Origin of the sequence: Bradyrhizobium septentrionale (assembly GCF_011516645.4) — a bacterium.
In the GTDB taxonomy this organism is placed as follows: domain Bacteria; phylum Pseudomonadota; class Alphaproteobacteria; order Rhizobiales; family Xanthobacteraceae; genus Bradyrhizobium; species Bradyrhizobium septentrionale.
This window is the reverse complement of the sequence record NZ_CP088285.1, coordinates 6,255,798-6,275,881: the sequence shown is the minus strand read 5'-3', so window position 1 is coordinate 6,275,881 and position 20,084 is coordinate 6,255,798. Positions and strand designations below refer to the sequence as shown.

Genomic DNA, 20,084 nt, shown 5'->3' with positions numbered 1-20,084 from the left:
TTCTCAGCGAACTATAACTTATCATTGTTAGTTCGCTAACGCAGCATTTTCAGTAAGCCAGCCAAAAATATATGTATCGAGAAGGTTTGAGAAGCCTGTCTCGACACTGCTGCGGACCGGATTTAACCACGGAACCTTATAACATTGTTTAACATCGACAACCGTCAGGCGGCGCTGACGGTCTCCCGGAAGTCGAACCCGCAGGCCTCCAGGAGCGGCCGGATCCGCCCGTCATCGGCCTCCGGCATCAGCGCCAACGCGCAGATCTCGAAATTCCCGCTGCGCACGGAGACGGTCGGAAACCCGGCGCCGAGCAGCAGGTTCCCCATCCGGTCGCTCGAAAAGCCGGTCTTGTGTGCCATATGATGGCGCCCCTGCTCGATTGCGCCGGAATGTCCGTAGATCATGTCCAATGGACGGATCGGACCGGCCGCCGAGACATAGGCGATCGCACCGAGACCTTGAGTCAACATGTGTTGGGCCACCGCCTCGAGATCGGGCGACATGATCAGCGCGAATCCGTCCGGCTTCAGGACCTCGCGGAACTGGACAAAGGTCGGGTGAATCTCGTGGGCATAGAGGTGCTCCATCAGGTGGGAACACCAGATCGCGTCGAACGAGGCCGGCGGGAACAGTTCGGAGAGATCGGTGATCGATCCGACGATGTCCGGATCCACCTCTGCGTCGACATCCAATCGAATCTCTTCCCACTCAGGCGATGTCAGGAGCGGCTGGATCCGCTTGGCAACCGTCAATCCAGCACCGGCATTCAGCATCTTCTTCTTGGCCAATTCGAGAGCTCCACGCGTTGGTCCGTTAAGCGGCTGATTTCTACAGCGATCGCTTATCTTGACTGATGTTATCAAGGCCGCGGAAAGCTATTGGCCACAGTTCCATCGGGTCAAGCAAGCTTCCCGGCTTTACAAAAGCTACGTGGTCCGAATGTGACGAAGTAACTTCTAACATCCGTCGACGGAAATGCCTGGCGCGGGACTTGTAATGCAGATCTGCCATTCGAGCGGGTCGATCGACAAAGCGTGTTCGGACGCAAAAGTAAGGCGCCGCCTCGGCCAGGGTTGAGGCGCCGTCGTCGTTTGGTGCAGACCCAGGATCCTACAGCTTGGTCCAGTGACCATCGTTGAAGATCAGGTATTCGATGTTGCTGATCTGGGTCACCTGGCCGTTGCTGAAGGTGATGTCCAGAGAGCCGCTCGATCCGGAACTGATGTCGGTCACGTCGGTCGAGGCGTGATCGAGGAAGGTCAGCGAATCCTTGCTGCCGCCACCGCCGTCGATGCTGTCGCTGCTGGTGGCGTTCTTCAGGTAGAAGTAGTCCTGACCATTGCCGCCGACCATCGAGGCCGTACCGGTGGCGGAGCCGACGAACGAGTCGCTGCCGTTGCCGCCGATCAGCGTCTGCGTGCCCGAACCGGCGACCAGCGTGTCGCTGCCGGAGCCGCCGTAGAGGGTGTCGGCACCCGCACCGCCATACACCGAGTCGTTGCCGGCACCACCGTCGAGAAGCGAACCGTGCGATGCATCCGAGTGCGAGTAGAGCGCGTCGTTGCCGCTGCCACCATACTCCGCAACAGTTCCGGGAGCGCCGGTCAGCAGGTCGTTGCCGGCACCGCCGTCCAGCGTGTCGGAACCGATATTGGCAGGGTTATACCCCGCACCGGCAACCAGCGTGTCGTCGCCCGCACCGCCATCGAGCAACGTGCCGAGCCCATAACCGGCGCCTGACTGGAGAACGTCGTTACCGCTGCCACCGTACTCCGCAGCAGTCCCGATGCCGCCCTTCAGCAGGTCGTCACCGGCGCCGCCATCCAGCGTGTCGGCAGCGGCGCTGGCACCACCCTCCAGCGTGTCGTTGCCGTCACCGCCCGACAGCATCGAGCCCTGCGACGCAAACAGGTCCGCGTAGAGTATGTCGTCGCCGGCGCCACCGTAGAGCTGACAGCTGTCCATGCCTGCGACCAGCGTGTCATTGCCCGCGCCGCCGTCGAGAATCTCGTTGCTGAAACCCGCGCTCAACCAGTCGTCACCGGCGCCACCAAACAGTTGATCGTTGCCCCAGCCACCGAACAGCACATCGTTGCCGCTACCGCCGTAAAGCACACTGGAAACGCTCGTATCGAACACCGGGCCGCCGGACAGCAGCGTGTCGTCGCCGCTACCGCCAAACAGTTGCGCTGAGCTACCGCCCCAAAGCCAGTCGTTGCCGGCGCCGCCGTCCATCGTTTCGTGACCCACGCCACCGCCGTACACCGTGTCGTTGCCGGCACCGACGAGGACCGTCGTCCCGCGGTTGTTGTTGAAGGTGACAACGTCGTTGCCGTCGCCGGTCGCGACCAGCACCGGGGCGGCGCCGTTCACGCTCAGCGTCACGTCGCTCTTGGTGGCTTCGATGATCGCCTTCAGCTTTGCGTCAAGCTTGATCGTATTGTTGGCGTTCGTTTCGATCAGGACATTGGCGTCCGGATCCGGGTTGCTGATCCCAGCGCCCTCCTGCACCGGGATCGTGCTGCCGTTATCCGGGCTGTTGTACCCGATCCCCGCCGTGATCAGATAGTCGAGGATCTTTTGCCGGGTTGCGTGATCGATCGTGGAGCCGATCGCGGCCTTGAGCCCCGTCTGGTTCAGGTTTTGCGTCACCATCGATGGAGCTCCTGCTTCGACGCGCTACATCATCGCTAAGCAAACGCTTAAATTATCTCGATGACTCACAATTGGAGCAGGCTGCAACACTCCGAGATTATCAGACAGCATTTCAGAACACCACCTGCAATCGCAAAAAAGCGCCGCCTCAACCAGGGTTGAGGCGGCGCCTTCGTTTAGTGAAGACCTAGTTTGTGAAGACCTGAGATCTTACAGCTTGGTCGAGTGACCATCGTTGAAGATCAGGTATTCGATGTTGCTGATCTGGGTCACCTGGCCACTGCTGAAGGTGATGTCCAGAGAGCCGTTCGATCCGGCGCTGATGTCGGTCACGTCGGTCGAGGCGTGATCGAGGAAGGTCAGGGAGTCCTTGTTGCTGGCACCGCCGTCGATGGTGTCGCTGCTGGTGGCGTTGGACAGGTAGAAGTAGTCCTGACCATTGCCGCCGACCATCGAGGCCGTACCGGTGGCGGAGCCGACGAACGAGTCGCTGCCGTTGCCGCCGATGAGCGTCTGCGTGCCCGAACCGGCGACCAGCGTGTCGCTGCCACTGCCACCATACAGCGTGTCGTTGCCGGCACCGCCGTAAAGCGAGTCGTTGCCGTTGCCGCCGTAGACCGCCGTCGCGTGCGATGCATCGCTGCCGGAGTAGAGGATGTCGTTACCGTTGCCGCCATACTCCGCAGCAGTCCCCGTACCGCCAACGAACAGGTCGTTGCCGTTGCCGCCATACAGCGTATCGGCGCCGGCACCACCGTAGAGCGAGTCGGCACCGTCACCACCCCTGAGGACCGAGGCGTGCGACGCATCCGAGTTCGAGTAGAGCGCGTCGTTGCCGGCGCCGCCCGAGAGCAGATTGTTGCCCGTGCCGCCGACCAGCACGTCGTTGCCGCGACCGCCGACCAGATCAGACGAGGTACCGCCGTAGAGCGTGTCGTTGCCGGAGCCGCCGAGCAGCGTATCGGAACCAGAGCCGAACAGCAGATCGTTGCCTGTGCCGCCGTCCAGCGTGCTGTGACCGGAGGCATTGTCGACGAGCACGTCATTGCCGGCGCCACCACTGATTGAATCGTGCCCCGACCCGCCGAAGACGGTGTCATTGCCGGCGCCGGTGAGAACCGTCGTATCGCCGGTGTTGTTGATGAAGACCTGATCGTTGCCGTCGCCGGTCGCGACCAGCACCGGGGTGCTGCCGTTGACCGTCAGCGTGACATCTTGGCTGGTGGCCTCGATGATCGCCTTCAGGTTGGCGTCAGTGTTAACAACGTTATTGGCGTTGGTTTCGACGAGAACATTGGCAGCCGGATCCGGGTTGGAGATTCCGGCGCCGACCTGGACCGGGATCTCCGTTCCGTCATCGGGGCTGGTGTAGCCGACCCCTGCATTGATCAAATAGTCAATGATCTGTTGCTGGGTCGCGTGATCGATCGTCGAGTTGATCGCGTGTTTGAGGTCGGTTTGGTCGAGATTGTAAGTCGCCATCGAGGTAGCCCCTGCTGGGATACGAGGATTCAAGCCGCTCGCCCACACGTAAGCTGTTGAATCACAACTCGTTTGTTGCGACGCAGCTCAAATGTGGACACACGTTACGAACTTGTTAAGTCCATTGTTAAGTCCGCGGTATCCGGGAGTCAATCAGCAATGCGCTATTAACGTCTGGTTCCATGAGGCTTTTGCGAGACTTAACGCAATTTCAGGCGAGCGCTAACATTCAGCGCAGGCAAGCCGCCAATGTTAGCCGCGGCGCAAAAAAGGGTAGCAATTATACGGGGTTTCACGGGGGCTCGGGTTGGCGCGAGCGCACCGAATTTCGCAGATGTTGTGCGCGCTTCGACGCGATTTTCTGTTCTGAAAAAATATTTCTGCACCGCGTGAGAGCTTTTCCAAAAAAGCGTCAAACTTCACAACCGGCGGGCTGCCAGCCAAGTGTTATGACGCTGCCTGGTTGCAGATTGTGAGCTTCAATCGGGCGAAAATCGTGGAATCAGCCGCAGAATCAGGGCCGCTCGACCACCAGGCCAAACCTGGCGTGCCGTCCGCCCGACGCCGCGATATAACAAATTAACGCCAGATTTGCCGCAATGTGTTAGCGACGCCGGCGTGGAAACGGAGCGACGATGCCCGATCACGCGCGGAGCGCCGATTTGCGGCGATCATCCGCCGACGGTACGCGCGTAGATCGCCTCGAGCAGCCGGCGGTTCTCGTCCGGCGCATAGAGTTCGAGATAGGCGGCCCGTGCGGCCCGTCCCCATGCCGCCGCCAGATCGGGGGCGCCGACAACGTCAGCGATTTGCTGCCGGAGCGCGGCCGCGTCGCCCGGCGGGACCAGCGCGCCCGTTCCGCCGTCGCTCACCACCTCGGCAAGCCCGCCGATCTCGGACGCAATCAACGGCGTCCCGCGCGCGAAGGCCTCGACCACAACCATGGGAAATCCCTCGTACCACAGCGACGGCACGACCAGCGCCCGCGCTTTGGCCATTTCCGCAAACACCTCCTCGCGCGAGATGGCGCCGAGGAACGTGACGTTGCCGCTCGCCCGGGCCTTCAGCGCGGCCGCCTCCGGCCCCTCCCCCGCAATCCGCAACGGCACGGCCGTGCCCGCAACGGCCTCGAGCAGCACGGCGACGCCCTTCTCGCGGCTCAGCCGTCCGACATAGAGCAGCCCGGCGCGCGGTGCCGCCGGATCAGGTGCCCCCGGATCGGCCATGAAATTCGGCTTCACGTCGATCCGGCCGGTGTCGAAGCCGGCCTGCGTGAACAGATTTCGGGCAAACTGCGTCAACGCGATCAGGCGCAGGCCGGGACGCGTCCAGGTGCCGCGGCGCTGGTGCTGCGCGATCATGTAGGCTGAAGCCAGCGAACCCGGCAGCGATCCGCGGTAGCAGCGATGCACGACGCCCCACAGATGGCCGCCATCCAGGCACTTGTGGCAAATGCGGCCGTCGCGCAGCAGCATGCCGCCGGTGCAGATGGTGCGATAATTGTGCAGCGTGACCACGGCCGGCACGCGCTTTTGCCGGCACAGATCGAACACCGCCGGCGAGAGCAGCGGGAAGAAATTGTGGACGTGGACGATGTCGGGGCGGAAGCGATCGATCGCCTCCGCCACGCGCCGCTTTCCCTCCGCATTGTCGGCGATCGACAGCGTCGTCGCGATGCGCGCGACCAGCGAATTGATCGCCTCGTTGCTCACGGTGAGCGTTTCGACGCTGTGGCCTGCGTTGCGCAGCAGGTCGACCTCCGCTTCGAAGACGACGTCCTCGCCGCCGCGTCCCTGATACCTGTTGTGCGCGACCAGAATCTTCATGACCGGCGTGCCGGGTCTGAGAACCAGCGCAACTCCGTCACCAGATTTTGCCTGGCGGCAAGCGTACCGGAGCCGATCAAGGTCGTCGCCGGCACCTTGAGATCGAACGACGGCGAATACCAGCCGGCAGGCAGGGTCTCGTCACCGTGATACGACATCCAGCTGAGCTCTGCCGGCAGATCGAGCTCGCCTCGCCCGCCAGGCCACGACAGCAGCGCCGTGTGCCCATCGAGCTTGCATTCGACCTCAGGACCGAGATGCCAGCTGAGGCTCGCCGGAGCGGTAAGCCCTTCATCGCCACGCACAATATCGGTGACGACGAGCCGCGCCGCCCGACGCTGCAATTGCACCGAACGGCGATGCACGAGGCCTGCGCCGCCCTGATATCCCGCGTGCTCGGCGACCCAGTCTGCGTCTGCGTCTGCATCACGCTCGTCGAGGCCGCTGGATGCGACAAGCCGGCTCTGCGCATGCCGTGTCCAGAGGAAAGGCCCGCCCGACACCGACTGATCGCGCGCGAACAGGCAGAGCGTGTTGTGGGCCAGCGTGGAGCGGAAGTAGGCCCGCCATCGCGGATCGCCATGATAGCAATAGGTGCCGGGGTCGGCGAAGATCTCGACGCCGCCGATCCGGCATTCGATCGACAGCGCATCCGCATGGGCGTGCGCCGCAATCCGGCCCAAGCCGTGCGGGCCATGGTCGCAGCGGCACCACACTGCTCGCTCAGTATCGACGAGAAAAGTCTGCCCCGCCTTATCAAGCAAATGCGGGCGGCGGGCGGGCCGCGCGGCGATCGCACGCGGCTTGATGCCGTCGGTCAGCACAAACGTGCGCAGATCAAACTCCGGCAAACTGGGCCACCAGGGCAGACCGCCGAACAGGCGCGCGCCGGTGCTGAGCAGGCCAAGCCAGCGATTGCCGCCGTGATCGTCGAGCAAGAGGCCAATGCCGTCATCGCCATCGCCCTGACGCGGCGGACGCGCGCGATCGTCGAGCATCGCGGCAATGACATCGCTCATGCGGCACATCGTGGTCCAGACCGCATCGTCAAGCGGGTGTCCCGAGGCTTCGCCCTGTACCGCCGCCGCCAGCAGGAGTTCGAGGACAAAGCCGTGATAATCGGTCGCGAGCTCGCCGTTGCTGCCGCAGGCGAGGGTTTGCGCGATGGCTTGGTGTGCCAGCGTGCTGGCTGCATCCTGGCGCCATCGCGCGCTGTCGCGGAAGAAAGGAAACGCACAGGCCGCGACGAACTGCCCGGCAGCCTCAGCGATGACGTGGTTGTTGGCGGACGAGCCGCGGCTCGGAAACCGCGACAGCCAGTATTGATGGGCATGGAGCTGCGTCACGAAGCGCTCATTGTCCTCGAACAATGCGGGCGCGCCGGTCCAGTTCTGCAGCAGCTGGCGCACCCAGCTCCAGGAGATCAGTCGTACGCCAAGCTCGATGCCGCTGATCCAGTGCGGGCCGCGCGGGAATGGATTTTCGCGCCACCAGCTGGTGAGATGCTCGGCCACGCGCCGGGCGTACCGTTCGTCCGAGGTCAGGTAATAGGCCGACGCGAGCACGGTAAGATGGTGGTGACGCGACGGCTCCCAGATGTATTTGATGTTTCCGACCGCCGCTTCGTCGCGATAGGGAACCGCAAACGCGTACCTGTCGCCCGGCGCCCGCTTGCCGCTGCGGACATCGACGAACCAGTCCGGCTGTTCGCCGAACGCCTGATGATCTCTGGCGAAAACACGCCAGCGTCCGGCGAGAATCTGATCGGCGCTATGGATCAGCCGCTCGGCAGCGTGTTTTGGGGCATTGGCGGACAAGGGCAGCGGCTTCAGGCGCGGCTGCCGCGCGCCCGCCATCAGCCTGGCGCCCGCGCGCCGCGCGATGTCGGGCGGAGCGATCCGCCAGAGCAGGCGCAGCGCCTGGTCGTTCACCCGTCCGGCAAGCTCGGACGGCTCCATGCGCTGCAGTCTGCGCAGATACCAGGCCGGATTCATCTCGCGCCGGTCGCGGCGCGCACAGCGCCATGCCCCGCTGCGCCGATCGCCAGATCGACCGGCGTCCCGGCGGCCGCGCTTTCCTGCACGGCAAGCGTTGCGCGGGTGGTCGCAAGCAGCGAGTCGAGCGCAATCGGCATCGCGGCCCCCGATGCAACCGCCGCAATGAAGGCATCCAGCATCGGCCGCTGGCCCTTGTCGAGCCGCGCTTTCTGCGCCGTCCGCTGTCCGGCGTGCCAGATCTCGAAGCGCGAGAAATTGTCGAAGGCGGCAAAGCCGGTGGTTGCCGATACTTCGAGCGCTTCCTTCGGCACGCGCGGATCGCCACCGGTGAGATAGCTGAGGCTCGCGACCGAGCCGTCGGCAAAGTCGAAGGTCGCGACCAGATTGTCGACGTCCTTGCCGGCGGTACTGGCGGAGACACGCACGGGCTCGGCGCCGAGCCACCAGGACAACACGTCGATGAAATGCCCGCCCTCGCCGACGAAGCGGCTGCCTTCGGTCTCCGCCTGCAGATACCAGGATGATTTCTCCAGCGGGCCGGCGATGACCCGATATTGCAGGGTCTGCGGCCCGGCCGGCGCGAACGCCGTGCGCATGCCTTGCAGCAGCGGCGAGAAGCGACGGTTGAAACCGACCATCAGCCTGTTATTGCCGGTCTCGCGGATGGTCAGTTCCAGCTGATCGAGCGCATCCGTGTCGATCGCCAGGGGCTTTTCGACGAACACCGCCTTGCCGGCGCGCAGCGCGCGCGCCGCAAGGTCCGCATGAGAGGCATGGCGTGTCGCGATCAGCACGGCATCGATATCGTCGGCCTCGAGCACCGAGGCCGCTTCTGTCGAGGCGCGCGCGAAGCCGAACTTGCGCACGGCGGTCGCGCCGCTCAGGCCGGTATTGGTGACGACCTCGACGAGATCGACGCGCTGGTTGTTCGCAAGCTGCGGCAACAGCATGCTGGAGGCATAATTGCCGGCGCCGATGACGCCGAGCCGCACCCGGCCGCTGCGCAGGGCGGCGACCGGGCGATAAATCATCTGCAGCGCGCGGGGAGCGGCGTCGGGATAGGCGAACACCATGCCGAGGCCGACCTCGCCGCGGCTCATGCGCTCGAAGGCCGACGTCGCCTGCTCCAGCGGCACCACTTCTGAGATCAGCGACGAGAAATCGAGCCGTCCGTCGGCAAGCAGCGCGACGATCGCCTCCATGTTGCGCTTCTCGGTCCAGCGCACATGACCGATCGGGTAATCGATACCGCCCTCCTCGTAGAGCGGATCGTAGCGGCCGGGGCCGTAGGAGCGCGAGAAGCGAACGTCGAGCTCCTTGTCATAGAATTCATTCCACGGCAGGTTCAGCGTGCATTTGCCGATGTCGACGATGCGGCCGCGGTCGCGCAGCAATGCTGCCGAACGCGATGCGAGATCGGGATCGTCGCTGCCCGCCGTGATGAACACGCAATCGACGCCGCTGCCCGCGGTCAGCTGGTCGATCCGGGCGCGAAATTCGGCCGCGGCATCGTCCGATGCAACCGCGCAGACTGCTGCGCCCGCGGCCTCGGCCTGGCGGCAGCGTGCTTCAAGCCGATCGAGCCCGACCACCACGACGCCGGCGCTGCGCAGCAGGCGCACCATGATCTGCCCGATCAGGCCGAGGCCGATCACGCAGGCGGTCTCACCGAAACGGATCTCCGACTGACGCATCGCCTGCAGCGCGATCGAGGCGATCGTGGTGAAGGCAGCCTGGTCGAGTGCCGCACTGTCCGGCACCGGCACGCAGAGATTCACCGGCACCCAATTATATTCGGCGTGGGTCGCATATTGATTGCCGCCGCAGCAGACGCGCTGCCCGACCGAGAAGCCGCCGACGCCGTCGCCCACTTCCACGACGGTGCCCGACAGCGAGTAGCCGAGCGGCGTGTAGGAATCGAGGCGGTTCATCACCTTCTGATAGGTCGCAAGCAATCCCTGCTGGCGGACCGAGCGCGCCACCTTGGCGACCTGGTCGGGTCGCGCGCGCGCCTTGCCGAGCAGCGACAGGCGCCCTTCCGTGAACTTCATCATCTCGGTGCCGGTCGACACCGCGGAGAACGCCGTGCGCACCAAAACGCCGCCGGGGCGGCAACGTGGCGACGGCACATCGATCAGCTTGAGTTCGCCGCTCTTATAGTTCTGCGCGATCTGCTTCACAGTCGGTCAACCGCCTCACGTTAACAGCGCTCCTTGTATCGCGCCTACCGCCCGCAATGAAGCCAGGAACATCATCATAGTTATCCTGTTGTTCGTGAATTAACATCGTATCATTCGAGCAACAGGATCGGTTTTGGCGAGATCTCGACCTCGCCGTTGGCGACAGGTCCTTCTCCGCCGTCGAGGCCCTGATAGCGGCTAAAGCGCGGGTCGACCCGGTAAACCGACCGCCCCTTGGTGGTCCACAGGATCAAGCCGTCGCGGCCATCCTGCATATGAAGCGCGACGCGCCAGGTCGACGGCGAGGTCCGGATGGCGGTCACGATGCGTGCGCCGACCAGCCATGACTGGACCGTGCGGTAGGCTACGCCACCCGGAAGCAGCCCGCGCGCCGGGTCCCATAATTTTCCAAAATCGCTACCCCCGCCGGCAAATTCATACCAATAGAAGCGGTCGACACCATTGATCCATTTCAGGATATAGGCCCGCGCCAGACAGCCATCCGGATTGGCCTCGTAGGACGACCAGCCGGCCTCGGTGTCCCAGATCGGCCTTGCGGACAGATCGTGCGCGGCGAGGATCTGCCTGAAGCGCGCAATGATCCCGATCACGGCTTCCGGTTCGCTCGTGTAGCCGTGGAAGGCAAAGATATCGGCATATTGTCCGCCGCCCTGCGCCATGAAAGCCTGTTGCCAGCGATAGCCGTCCGGCGTGCCGTTGGACGGCGGCGTCAGCACCATCAGGCCGGGATCGCTGGCCTTGATGATCTGATAGGCCCGCTTCTGCATCTGGACCATGGTGGCGATATCGCCCGAGTAATATTTGGGATCCTCGGGCTCGTTCCAGATTTCCCAATATTTGATGCGCCCCGCAGCGCGCGCCACCGCTGCGCGCACCCAGTCATCCCATGACGTGAGATCACCGGGCGGCGAGCTTGCGCCCGGCGTGAACGCCGGCGGCGCATCCTTCACCGACGCGGCCCAACGCGGCGTGTAGGCGAGGTTGAGAACGATATCGACATGCTCGCGCTCGGCCGCCGCGAGGATGGCGTCGAAGCGCGCCCAGTTAAAGATGCCGGGCGCCGGATTGACCTGCGCCCAATAGATCGCGCCCCACAGCCGAACGCCGTCGAATTTGAGCTCGGGCCAAGGCTGCGACTGCGACTGCCCGATCGCGTTGACCGTCATGCCGAACAGCGTCAGCGGGATCACGACATTCTCGCGGCTCGCATTCAGCGCATCGTTTGCCGACGCACCACCCCACTGCAGCGGCCATTTGTGGGCCAGCGGCACCACTGCGCTCAAAATCAGGGCAATCAATGCCCTGTGGCCCCAATCCCTCGCTTTGCCTGCCATGTCCGCGTCTCGTCGCCGTCACATCGGTGCCGGGATTGCATAGTGCAAGCCGCGCATGTTAATGCCGATGTTAGTCAGATTGTGATGTTGTTAGGTCAATGGTATAGATCATCGCAGATGTCGAGAGCTGAACCATCACCGCGGCGGATCCTGATTATCGTCGAGAACCTTCCGGTTCCTTTCGATCGCAGGGTGTGGTGCGAAGCAACGTCGCTGCGCAAGGCAGGCTACGAGGTCTCGGTGATCTGCCCGAAGGGCCGCGGCCATGACGCGTCTTACGAATGCCTCGAGGGCATTCACATCTACCGCCATCCGATGCCGGTGGAAGCGCGCGGGATCGCCGCCTACCTGATCGAATATCCGGTCGCGCTGTTCTGGGAGATGTGGCTTTCGATCAAGGTGGCGTGGAAGCACGGCTTCGACGTGATCCAAGGCTGCAATCCGCCCGACCTGATCTTCCTGATCGGCCTCTTGTTCAGGCTCGGCGGCAAGCGCTTCGTGTTCGACCATCACGACGTCAACCCCGAGCTTTATGAAGCGAAGTTCGGCCGCCGCGACATGTTCTGGCAGCTGCTGCGGCTGGTCGAATATCTCACCTTCAAGACGGCGAGCATCTCGATTGCGACCAATGAGTCCTACCGCGAGATCGCGATCAGGCGCGGTCGCATGCCGGCCGACCGGGTCTTCGTGGTGCGTTCGGGCCCCAATCTCGAGCGGGTGCGCGCCCGCCCGGCCGATCCGGCCTGGCGCAATGGCCGGCGCTACAGCGTCGGCTATGTCGGCGTGATCGGCCAGTCGGAAGGCATCGATCTGTTGCTGCAGTCGATCGGCCACATCGTGCACGATCTCGGACGCACCGACATCCAGTTCAACATCGCCGGCACCGGGCCGGAGTGGAACGCGGTCGTCAAGCTCTGCGAGGAGATGCGGCTCTCCGACTACGTCAATTTCACCGGCGCGGTCGCGGATGAGCCGCTGTTCACGATGCTCTCGACCGCGGAGGTCTGCGTCAATCCGGACCGCGTCACGCCGATGAACGACATCTCCACCATGAACAAGATCATGGAGTACATGGCGCTGGGACGGCCGATCGTTCAGTTCGACGTCCGCGAAGGCCGCCGCTCGGCGCTCGACGCCTCGCTCTATGCGGCGAAGAACGACCCGAAGGATTTTGCCAGCAAGATCATTACTTTGATCGACGATCCGTCGTTGCGGCAGACGATGGGGGCATTCGGCCGCAGTCGCGTCGAGCGCGCGCTGTCCTGGACGCATGAGGAGCCGAAGCTGCTTGCGGCCTATGAGGCTCTGTTCGCCGCGAAAGCCCCCGCGCAACGCCCTGCGCCGCGCGCAAATCCGACCGCCGAGCGGTCAACCTCGCATTCCAGCGCGAACGCTGCCGCCGGGCGGGCATCGTCTTGAACGCCATGCCGCTTCACTCACGTCGACCGCAACGCCGCCGCGGTCACGCGCAGGTCCCAAGGTTATTGAAGGTCGAAGCATGAATGTGAGCATTTTCGGCCTCGGCTATGTCGGAACGGTCTGCGCCGCCTGCTTCACCGACCTCGGCCATCAGATCATCGGCGTCGACAAGAGCGTTGCCAAGGTCGACCTGATCCGCGAAGGCAGATCGCCGGTGATCGAACCGGGTATCTCGGACAAGGTGGCGCGCGCGGTTGCCACGGGTCAGCTGACCGCGACCACCGACGCCACCGAGGCGATCGTCAACAGCGACATATCGATGGTTTGCGTCGGCACGCCCTCGTCCGGCAACGGCAACCTCGACCTGACCGCGATCCGACAGGTCGCGATCGAGATCGGCCGCGGACTGCGCGCGAAGAACGCGCCGCATACCGTGACGATCCGCTCCACCGTGCTGCCCGGCACCACCCGCGGCACCGTCGGACCGCTGATCGAGGAAGCCTCCGGCAACCGGATCGGCCGCGATTTCGACCTCGCCTTCAATCCGGAATTCCTGCGCGAAGGCAGCGCCATTGCGGATTTCAACGCACCCTCCAAGACCGTGGTCGGCGCCTTCAACCAGGAGACCGCCGATCGCGTCATGGCGCTCTACAAGGATCTGCCGGGCGCCAAGATCACGCCGCCGGTCGAGACCGCCGAACTGGTCAAATATGTCGACAACAGCTGGCACGCGCTGAAGGTCAGCTTCGCCAACGAGATCGGGACGATCGCAAAGACGCTCGGCATCGACGGCCGCGACGTCATGAACATCTTCCTGCAGGACACAAGGCTCAACATCTCGCCGGCCTATCTGCGGCCGGGTTTTGCCTTCGGCGGCTCGTGCCTGCCCAAGGACGTCAAGGCACTGAAACATCTGGCGCACAGCCGCGGGCTGTCGACGCCGGTGCTCGAGAGCATCCTGCCCAGCAACGACATGATCATGTCGCGCGGTGCCGACTGGATCCTGTCGCATGACGGCCGCCGCATTGCCTTCCTCGGCATCAGCTTCAAGGCCGGCACCGACGATGTCCGCGACAGCCCGTTCGTGGAACTGGTGAAGAGCTTGCGCGGCGAGCAGCGCGACATCCGGATCTACGACCCCAATGTGCGGCTGTCGCAGCTGATCGGCGCTAACCGGGACTTTTTGATGCGCAACCCGGAGCTGGTTGGCCTGTTGCACGACGATGTCACCGCGACCATCGAATGGGCCGACATTATCGTGCTGATGACGCCTGATCCGCGCTTCGTCGCGGCGCTGACGACAACGCGCCCTGACCAAATCGTGCTCGAACTGTCTGATATCGGATTGCCCGAAGAGGTGCGCGCCAGAGTGAGCGGCTTCCACTGGTAGGGAACAGCATGGCCGCCATGGGCCAGATCGACCGACCTGAAATCCGCTTTCACGACGAGATTTCGTCGGGGTGGGAGGCGCTGCATCAGAGCCGCACCTTCAAGGCGCGCACCGCCGCGATGTTCGATCTGCTCGGCAAGGCGGACCTTGCCGGGCAGCATTGGCTCGACGCCGGTTGCGGCACCGGAACACTGTCCCGCCTGCTCGCCGCGCGCGGCTGCGACGTCACCGGGGTCGACGCGTCGTCGGAGATGATCGCGGCGGCACGCGGCCGCTCCGCCGATGATGCACCGGCCGGACGGCTCTCCTTCCAGCAGATCCCGACGATCGCAAGCCTGCCGTTTGCCGATCGATCCTTCGACGGCGTGCTCTGCGCGAGCGTGCTGGAATATGTTCCCGACGTGGCGCAGTGCCTCGCCCAGATCCATCGCGTGCTCAAGCCCGGCGGGCTGTTGCTGGTCTCGATCCCCAACCGCGGATCGCTGCTGCGCCAGGGCTACAAGCTCGCGCACGCGGCCTCCGCGCGCCTGTCGGCGCGGCCGCTGTTCCGCTACCTCGCCTTCTCCAAATTCGACGCCTCGCCGGCCGCCATGCAGGACCTGCTGCGGCAACACGGCCTCACGATGCTCCGCACGAGCTTTGCCGGCTCCCCGCTCCCGCCGGCGCTCGATCGCCGGCCCGCACTGGGCACGCTGATCAATATCCTGGCCCGGCGCGACGATTGACGCGGCCAGCGGACACCTGGCTCACGTCTTGACCGCCATCAGCGACTTGGTCATGCCGAGATATCGCTCGCGATAGATTGTCGCGTCCGGAAACGTCTCCGTCATCTCGCGCCAGTCGAACAGGTGCCAGTCGGGCGCGGTCCGCTTGAACCAGAAGCGGTTGAACACACCGATCAGCGCGATCTGCAGCCGTCTCGGCAACAGGACGACGATGCCGGGCAGCCAGGTGTGGCTCTCGATCGGAAAGTAACGGTACGGCGTCTGCACGTAAAACGACTTTGCCACCCGCGAGATTTCGCCGGCAAAGCGGTTCTGGTGCTGACGCGCGATACTCAGGAATGCCGCCCCGTCCTCGATCGTCACGACCTCCTGCTTCGGCCCGGTGACGTGCTCGATCACCGACGAGCAGAAGCAGAAGTCGAACGCCTGATCGTCGAACGGCAGGCGCTCGGTTTCCTGCAGCAGCACGGTCTTGAAGCCAAAACGCTCGCGCGCGGCCTTGAGGTCGTCGGCCGAGATGTCGCACACCGTGATGTTGCGATGGCGGGGCAGGATCGCGCGAATATGCCGGCCGGTCCCGCCGCCGAGATCGAGGATTTTCGCATCCAGCGGCAGGTTCACGGTGCGAACGAGGAATTCGCCGCGCCGCTTGCGCGCTGCACTGGAAAATCGGGCTTGAATTGCGCCCAGCAATGTCAGTCTCCTGCCTTACTTGATCGCCTCGAAGAAGATCGACTCATCCGGCCGGTTGTCGAGCCGGTCGATATCGGGACAGACGCCCTCCCGGTAGGCCCTTGTATGGGTCTCTGAACACCCCGCGGCGCGGAACAGTGTTGCGAGCGACGCACGGGTATAACCCCAGTGATGCGCGAACGCGACCTCGGAGCGCCGCTCGATCTCGAATACACCCTTGAGGAAGGCCTGCGGCGCGACCGGATCGTAGAGCGCGACGATCCTTTCCATGTCCGGAACGACAATGCGGCACACCCCGCCCGGCGCCAGCACCCGTGCGATCTCGCGCGCCAGCCGCTCGACCTCATCGGGAAACAGATGCTCGAAGACGTGGGCGCTGAACACCGCCGAGAGACTGCCGTCCGCGAATGGCAGCGGTTTTGTCAGATCCATGTAGCGCAGCCCGGCAAACTTGCCCTGGCGGTGCTCGGCATAGCGGGCATCGCTGAGCAGGCCGGCGAGATGCAGCGCCCTCGCCGCAAACGGTACCCGCGCGATCCACAGATGCGTGGTGATGTCGGTGTTGATCCAGCCCTCGATACCGCAATTGAAGGCACCGATATGCAACTTGGATAGCGCGCGGCCGGCTGTGTCGTCGGTCATGTCCGCTCCCGCACCGAATTGGTCAGCACCACTGTGACCACCGACGCTGCGCTGGAGGCGACCATCGCCGCAACCGCGCCCGTCACCTGCCAGGCCTGAGCCGCGAACGGCAGAACGCAGCACAGCGCGGCGAGGCCCGCGATCCGGCTCAGCATGAACCGCTGCGGCTTGCCGGTCGCAAACAGCGGCAGCGCGAGGCCGAGCCACACGGCATCGAGCGCCATCGCAGCCGCCATCAGGCCGAGGCTGCCGGCACCGATCTCGTAACTCTGTCCGTGGATGACAAGCGCGAGAATGCGCTGGCCAAGCAACACGATCACCGCACCATAGGCGACTGCGATCGACCCGAGCAGCAGCGCGTTTTCGCGCGCGGCGGCGGCGACTGCGCTGCGCCTGCCCGCGCGCAGCTCGGCCGCGATTTCCGGCAGGCGGACCGAGAACATCGTCGCGCAGAACTGGCTGAGCGGCGCGAACACCAGGAGCAGGATGCGCAGCGACGCGCTCGCCTCCAGCCCGATCAGCAGGCCGCACACCGGGATCAGCCCGATGCTGCCGATCCAGTAGGTGAGCGAGTTCGCGACGAACCAGCGGCCGTTCCTGAACAGCCGCCGCAGCGAGCTGCGGAAGATCCTGGCTTGCGGCCAGGCGAGCTCGCTGGTGTGGGCAAGCAAAAGGCTGGCTGCGAGCGCCGCCGATATCGCGATGCACGCCATCGCCGCCGCAGCGCCGGCGAGCTTGAAGGCGATCATCAGCCCGGCCGAGACGGCCAGCGCCAAGCAGTAGGTCAGCGATGACGCCGTAGCGCGCGGCAGCCGGCCGTCGAGATAGCAGATGCGGCGGAACATGCTTTGCAAACGCACCGCCGGGATCGCGAGCCCGGTTGCGATCACGAGCCCGCCGGCGCCCCCGCCGATCACAACGATCACAAGGCCCGCGATCACCAGCAGGAGGCCGAGCGCAGCCGAGACCAGCAACGACGACAGATAGAGGCCAAGCCGAAGCTGCGGCCACAACGATGTCGGAATCCGATGCGCGGCCGCCGGCAGCCCGTCGTCGAACAGTCCGCGCAAAAACACCGCCTCGATCAGGATCGAGAACGACCAGGCGACGCTGAAGCTGCCGAACGAACTGACATCGAGCACATTGGCGAGCACGATTGTCAGCACGAAGGCCGAGCCGCTGAGCAGCGCCTGATCGACCAGGCCGAGCGCGACATTGCCCCCGGCGCGCCGCAGCCGGCGGAGCGATCCGCGCACGGCGCCGGCGACCCGCCTTTGGGCCGCCACGCGGTCCAGCCTGTCGGTCAATGCACTCACGCCTCACTCGCACGCAGTCTGGTGAACGCCCGCCGCGGCGCCGCCTGCAGCCTGGCCTCCGGGCCGAAATAGCACCAGAACACCAGCACGCAGCCGAAATAATTGTGCAGCAGCTGGCTGGAGTCGTTGGCCGACGCGATCACAACGAACAGCAGCATCGCGAACGGCGCCAGCCAATACATCCCGCGCCGCTCGAATGTGAAGACGATGCTGTTCCACAACGCCCGTGCCAGCAGCAGCACATAGAGCGCGCCGCCGAGCAGACCGAACTGGAGGAAGGCGTCGAGATAGGAATTTTCGAACGAGCCGAACTCCGTGTTCCATGGCGCCATGCTCGTCAGCTCGTTGGCGGGCGAGTTCGGCAGCTCGTTGAAGAATCCGGAGAACCCGTAGCCGAGCCAGGGATGCTGCCAGAAGAAGTGCGGCCACACCGACCAGAGGAACGAGCGTCCGGTCAGGTTTCCGCTGCGGCCGACCAGCGCATAGAGGTAGTCGCTGGGTACGACGAGCACGACCAGTGCAAAGGACGCGAGCCCAAGCCAGTAGATCGACGCGGCCCCGCGGCGCCCGAGCACCACCAGTAACAGCCCGAAGGTGACCGCGACCGTCGTCAACATGCTGATCAGGGGTCCTGCGGAGCCGGCCGCGGCGAGCGCAACAAAATGGCATCCCATCAGCAGCAGCGACCAGCCGAATTGCCGTCGCGGCCCTGCCAGCATGCGTACGAAGCAGATCAGCACCATGAGCCCGAAGAAGGCACCCGCGAGATTCTTGTGGCCGAACACGCCGGCATAGGCCTGGGTCCCGAGCACCGTCGGCCGATTCAGCGCATCGTAGTTCCATTCCGAGCCGATCACCGGAAACAGCAGGACATGGACGATCAGCACCACGATCCCGATCCGGAACAGCGTGTCGACGAGGCGATCGACCGGGCAGCTGATCACGACCCACGCCGAGAACATCGTGGTCAGCACGTACATCGCGAACTTGATCGACGAGCCGGCGGGGTCGGCGCTCAAGGCGAGCGAGACGGCGGCAAAGGCCACGAATGCCAGATAGAGATGCGAATGCAGCAGCAGCAGGCCGAAGCGCGTCCGGTCGACCGCGATATGCAGCATCAGGAGGATGTAGAGCAGCAGCCACGCGCCGCGAAACAAGGTGGATTCGCCGGCCCGTTCCGCGAACGAGATCCCCTCGACGAAATTGAACAGGAAATAGATGCAGCCGAGCACCATCACCAGATAGGCGTGCAGGAAGACGTCGGTTCGCGACCACCATCTGCCGATCATTGCACGGCTTCCTGTCGCCCTGGTGCGTCCACAAGATGATCGACAGCGGCGATGAAACGCGAAGCCGCGTCCTGAAGCGCATCGCTTCGCACGCTTTGCCGGGCCTGCTGCGACATCGTCCGCCAGCGCGCGGGCTGGTCCAGCAAGGCGCGCGCCGCATCGACCCACGCCTGTTCATCGAGCGCGCAAACAAGGCCATTGTCGTGGTCGCGCACCAGCTCGCCGGCGGCCCCGACATGGGGCGATACCAGGCAAGGAACCCCGCACTGCAAGGCCTCGTTGCACACCAGCCCCCACGGTTCCAGCAGCGAAGGCAGCAGCAGCAGCCGTGATTGCAGATAGACCTCCGAGATCGATGGCCACGGCACATAGCTATCGTGCCGGACCTCGATCCCGGCGGCGGCAAGCCGCGTCAGCATGCGCTGTTCGGCGACGCCGGACCCGACCACGCGGACCTTCAAGGCGGGCAGGATGCGGCCGAGCGCGATCGCGACGTTCTCGAAGAAGATCGCGTTCTTGGCGTCATCGTTGATGCGGGCGCACCACAGCAGATGAAACGGACGTTCCTGAAAATCAGGCACAGTTTTCGGCGGATCCCATGCCGGCACCAGCGGCACCACGAACAGATCCGCGTCGTGGACGCCCTCGCCGCTGAAATAAGCCCTGCCCTTGTCGCTGCAGCACACGACCGCGCCGCACTGGCGCAGCAGCCAGGGCCGCGCCAGACGATGATAGGCGGTATTGGGCATTGTCTCACGCCAGCCGTCGATCGTCAGCGCAAGCGGCTTGCCGTTGGCGCGTGCCCACGCGGCGCCGGCAAGCATGGACGGATAGAGGCCGTTGACGAACAGCAGGTCGGGCGCGAGCCTCTTCAAGGCGCGCGCGATCCCGACATTGACATGGGTGTGCCGCGACCGCGACAGCGGGATCGAGATGCCGGGCACCGTCCGCGTCGTGTAACGCGGCGTGAAGGAGCCGGCCCAGGAGCGGTCGGCCTCCTGCGCGGTGCAGGACAGCACGGCGAGATCCAGCCCACGACTGACCAGCTCGTTGTAGAGACGGTTGGTGTAGGGTGTGATCATGTTGTTGAAGACGACCACGCGCGGCGCCAT

At 64.4% G+C, this 20,084-nt stretch carries 15 protein-coding genes; 3 read left to right on the top strand and 12 right to left on the bottom strand.

Going from position 1 to position 20,084, the window contains the following annotated elements:
- Window positions 1–164 precede the first annotated feature (164 nt).
- The 7 genes from HAP48_RS31600 to HAP48_RS31570 all read right to left on the bottom strand — a co-directional run bounded on the left by HAP48_RS31600 (window position 165) and on the right by HAP48_RS31570 (window position 11,498).
- Complete coding sequence (locus HAP48_RS31600; protein ID WP_166215336.1) at window positions 165–776, bottom strand: class I SAM-dependent methyltransferase; 612 nt, start codon at window positions 774–776, stop codon at window positions 165–167.
- Between the two features lie 337 nt (window positions 777–1,113).
- Window positions 1,114–2,658 (bottom strand): calcium-binding protein, encoded by a 1,545-nt coding sequence (locus HAP48_RS31595; protein WP_166203809.1) that lies wholly within the window; start codon window positions 2,656–2,658, stop codon window positions 1,114–1,116.
- A gap of 210 nt (window positions 2,659–2,868) precedes the next feature.
- Window positions 2,869–4,188 (bottom strand): calcium-binding protein, encoded by a 1,320-nt coding sequence (locus HAP48_RS31590; RefSeq protein WP_224496694.1) that lies wholly within the window; start codon window positions 4,186–4,188, stop codon window positions 2,869–2,871.
- A gap of 623 nt (window positions 4,189–4,811) precedes the next feature.
- Window positions 4,812–5,966: a glycosyltransferase gene (locus HAP48_RS31585; RefSeq protein WP_166203808.1), complete on the bottom strand. Its 1,155-nt coding sequence runs from the start codon at window positions 5,964–5,966 to the stop codon at window positions 4,812–4,814.
- Window positions 5,963–7,960, bottom strand: coding sequence for a heparinase II/III family protein (locus HAP48_RS31580; RefSeq protein WP_166203807.1), 1,998 nt, complete (start codon window positions 7,958–7,960; stop codon window positions 5,963–5,965). Before HAP48_RS31580 ends, HAP48_RS31585 begins: the two co-directional genes overlap by 4 nt.
- Window positions 7,957–10,143 (bottom strand): bi-domain-containing oxidoreductase, encoded by a 2,187-nt coding sequence (locus tag HAP48_RS31575; RefSeq protein ID WP_166203806.1) that lies wholly within the window; start codon window positions 10,141–10,143, stop codon window positions 7,957–7,959. Before HAP48_RS31575 ends, HAP48_RS31580 begins: the two co-directional genes overlap by 4 nt.
- 110 nt (window positions 10,144–10,253) lie before the next feature.
- Complete coding sequence (locus HAP48_RS31570; RefSeq protein ID WP_224496693.1) at window positions 10,254–11,498, bottom strand: glycosyl hydrolase; 1,245 nt, start codon at window positions 11,496–11,498, stop codon at window positions 10,254–10,256.
- Between the two features lie 117 nt (window positions 11,499–11,615).
- On the opposite strand from HAP48_RS31570, the gene HAP48_RS31565 reads away from it, so the two are divergent.
- The 3 genes from HAP48_RS31565 (at window position 11,616) to HAP48_RS31555 (ending at window position 15,032) form a co-directional block, all read left to right on the top strand.
- Window positions 11,616–12,917, top strand: coding sequence for a glycosyltransferase family 4 protein (locus tag HAP48_RS31565; protein WP_166203805.1), 1,302 nt, complete (start codon window positions 11,616–11,618; stop codon window positions 12,915–12,917).
- A gap of 79 nt (window positions 12,918–12,996) precedes the next feature.
- Window positions 12,997–14,307 carry a nucleotide sugar dehydrogenase gene (locus HAP48_RS31560; protein ID WP_166203804.1) on the top strand — a complete coding sequence of 437 codons (1,311 nt, stop codon included), beginning with the start codon at window positions 12,997–12,999 and terminating at the stop codon, window positions 14,305–14,307.
- A gap of 8 nt (window positions 14,308–14,315) precedes the next feature.
- Window positions 14,316–15,032 carry a class I SAM-dependent methyltransferase gene (locus HAP48_RS31555; protein WP_166203803.1) on the top strand — a complete coding sequence of 239 codons (717 nt, stop codon included), beginning with the start codon at window positions 14,316–14,318 and terminating at the stop codon, window positions 15,030–15,032.
- Window positions 15,033–15,053: 21 nt separating this feature from the next.
- Here the strand turns inward: HAP48_RS31555 and HAP48_RS31550 are convergent, their stop codons facing one another.
- The 5 genes from HAP48_RS31550 to HAP48_RS31530 are packed head-to-tail and all read right to left on the bottom strand — an operon-like array spanning window position 15,054 to window position 20,084.
- Entirely contained in the window at window positions 15,054–15,725 is a 672-nt protein-coding gene (locus HAP48_RS31550) for a class I SAM-dependent methyltransferase (RefSeq protein ID WP_166203802.1), read from the bottom strand.
- 15 nt (window positions 15,726–15,740) lie between these two features.
- Window positions 15,741–16,367, bottom strand: a complete 627-nt coding sequence (locus HAP48_RS31545; RefSeq protein WP_166203801.1) for a class I SAM-dependent methyltransferase — start codon at window positions 16,365–16,367, stop codon at window positions 15,741–15,743.
- A complete protein-coding gene (locus tag HAP48_RS31540) occupies window positions 16,364–17,683 on the bottom strand; it encodes an MATE family efflux transporter (protein ID WP_166203800.1) in 1,320 nt (439 codons plus the stop codon). Before HAP48_RS31540 ends, HAP48_RS31545 begins: the two co-directional genes overlap by 4 nt.
- Window positions 17,680–18,972: an O-antigen ligase family protein gene (locus HAP48_RS31535; RefSeq protein ID WP_166203799.1), complete on the bottom strand. Its 1,293-nt coding sequence runs from the start codon at window positions 18,970–18,972 to the stop codon at window positions 17,680–17,682. Before HAP48_RS31535 ends, HAP48_RS31540 begins: the two co-directional genes overlap by 4 nt.
- Window positions 18,969–20,084 (bottom strand): glycosyltransferase family 4 protein, encoded by a 1,116-nt coding sequence (locus tag HAP48_RS31530; RefSeq protein ID WP_166203798.1) that lies wholly within the window; start codon window positions 20,082–20,084, stop codon window positions 18,969–18,971. The genes HAP48_RS31535 and HAP48_RS31530 overlap by 4 nt, the downstream gene beginning before the upstream one ends.

Coding starts and splice junctions, on each gene's coding strand:
- HAP48_RS31600 (WP_166215336.1), bottom strand. CDS start 776: ATGCTGAATGCCGGTGCTGGATTGACGGTTGCCAAGCGGATCCAGCCG.
- HAP48_RS31595 (WP_166203809.1), bottom strand. CDS start 2,658: ATGGTGACGCAAAACCTGAACCAGACGGGGCTCAAGGCCGCGATCGGC.
- HAP48_RS31585 (WP_166203808.1), bottom strand. CDS start 5,966: ATGAAGATTCTGGTCGCGCACAACAGGTATCAGGGACGCGGCGGCGAG.
- HAP48_RS31580 (WP_166203807.1), bottom strand. CDS start 7,960: ATGAATCCGGCCTGGTATCTGCGCAGACTGCAGCGCATGGAGCCGTCC.
- HAP48_RS31570 (WP_224496693.1), bottom strand. CDS start 11,498: ATGGCAGGCAAAGCGAGGGATTGGGGCCACAGGGCATTGATTGCCCTG.
- HAP48_RS31565 (WP_166203805.1), top strand. CDS start 11,616: ATGTCGAGAGCTGAACCATCACCGCGGCGGATCCTGATTATCGTCGAG.
- HAP48_RS31560 (WP_166203804.1), top strand. CDS start 12,997: ATGAATGTGAGCATTTTCGGCCTCGGCTATGTCGGAACGGTCTGCGCC.
- HAP48_RS31555 (WP_166203803.1), top strand. CDS start 14,316: ATGGCCGCCATGGGCCAGATCGACCGACCTGAAATCCGCTTTCACGAC.
- HAP48_RS31545 (WP_166203801.1), bottom strand. CDS start 16,367: ATGACCGACGACACAGCCGGCCGCGCGCTATCCAAGTTGCATATCGGT.
- HAP48_RS31535 (WP_166203799.1), bottom strand. CDS start 18,972: ATGATCGGCAGATGGTGGTCGCGAACCGACGTCTTCCTGCACGCCTAT.
- HAP48_RS31530 (WP_166203798.1), bottom strand. CDS start 20,084: ATGGCGCCGCGCGTGGTCGTCTTCAACAACATGATCACACCCTACACC.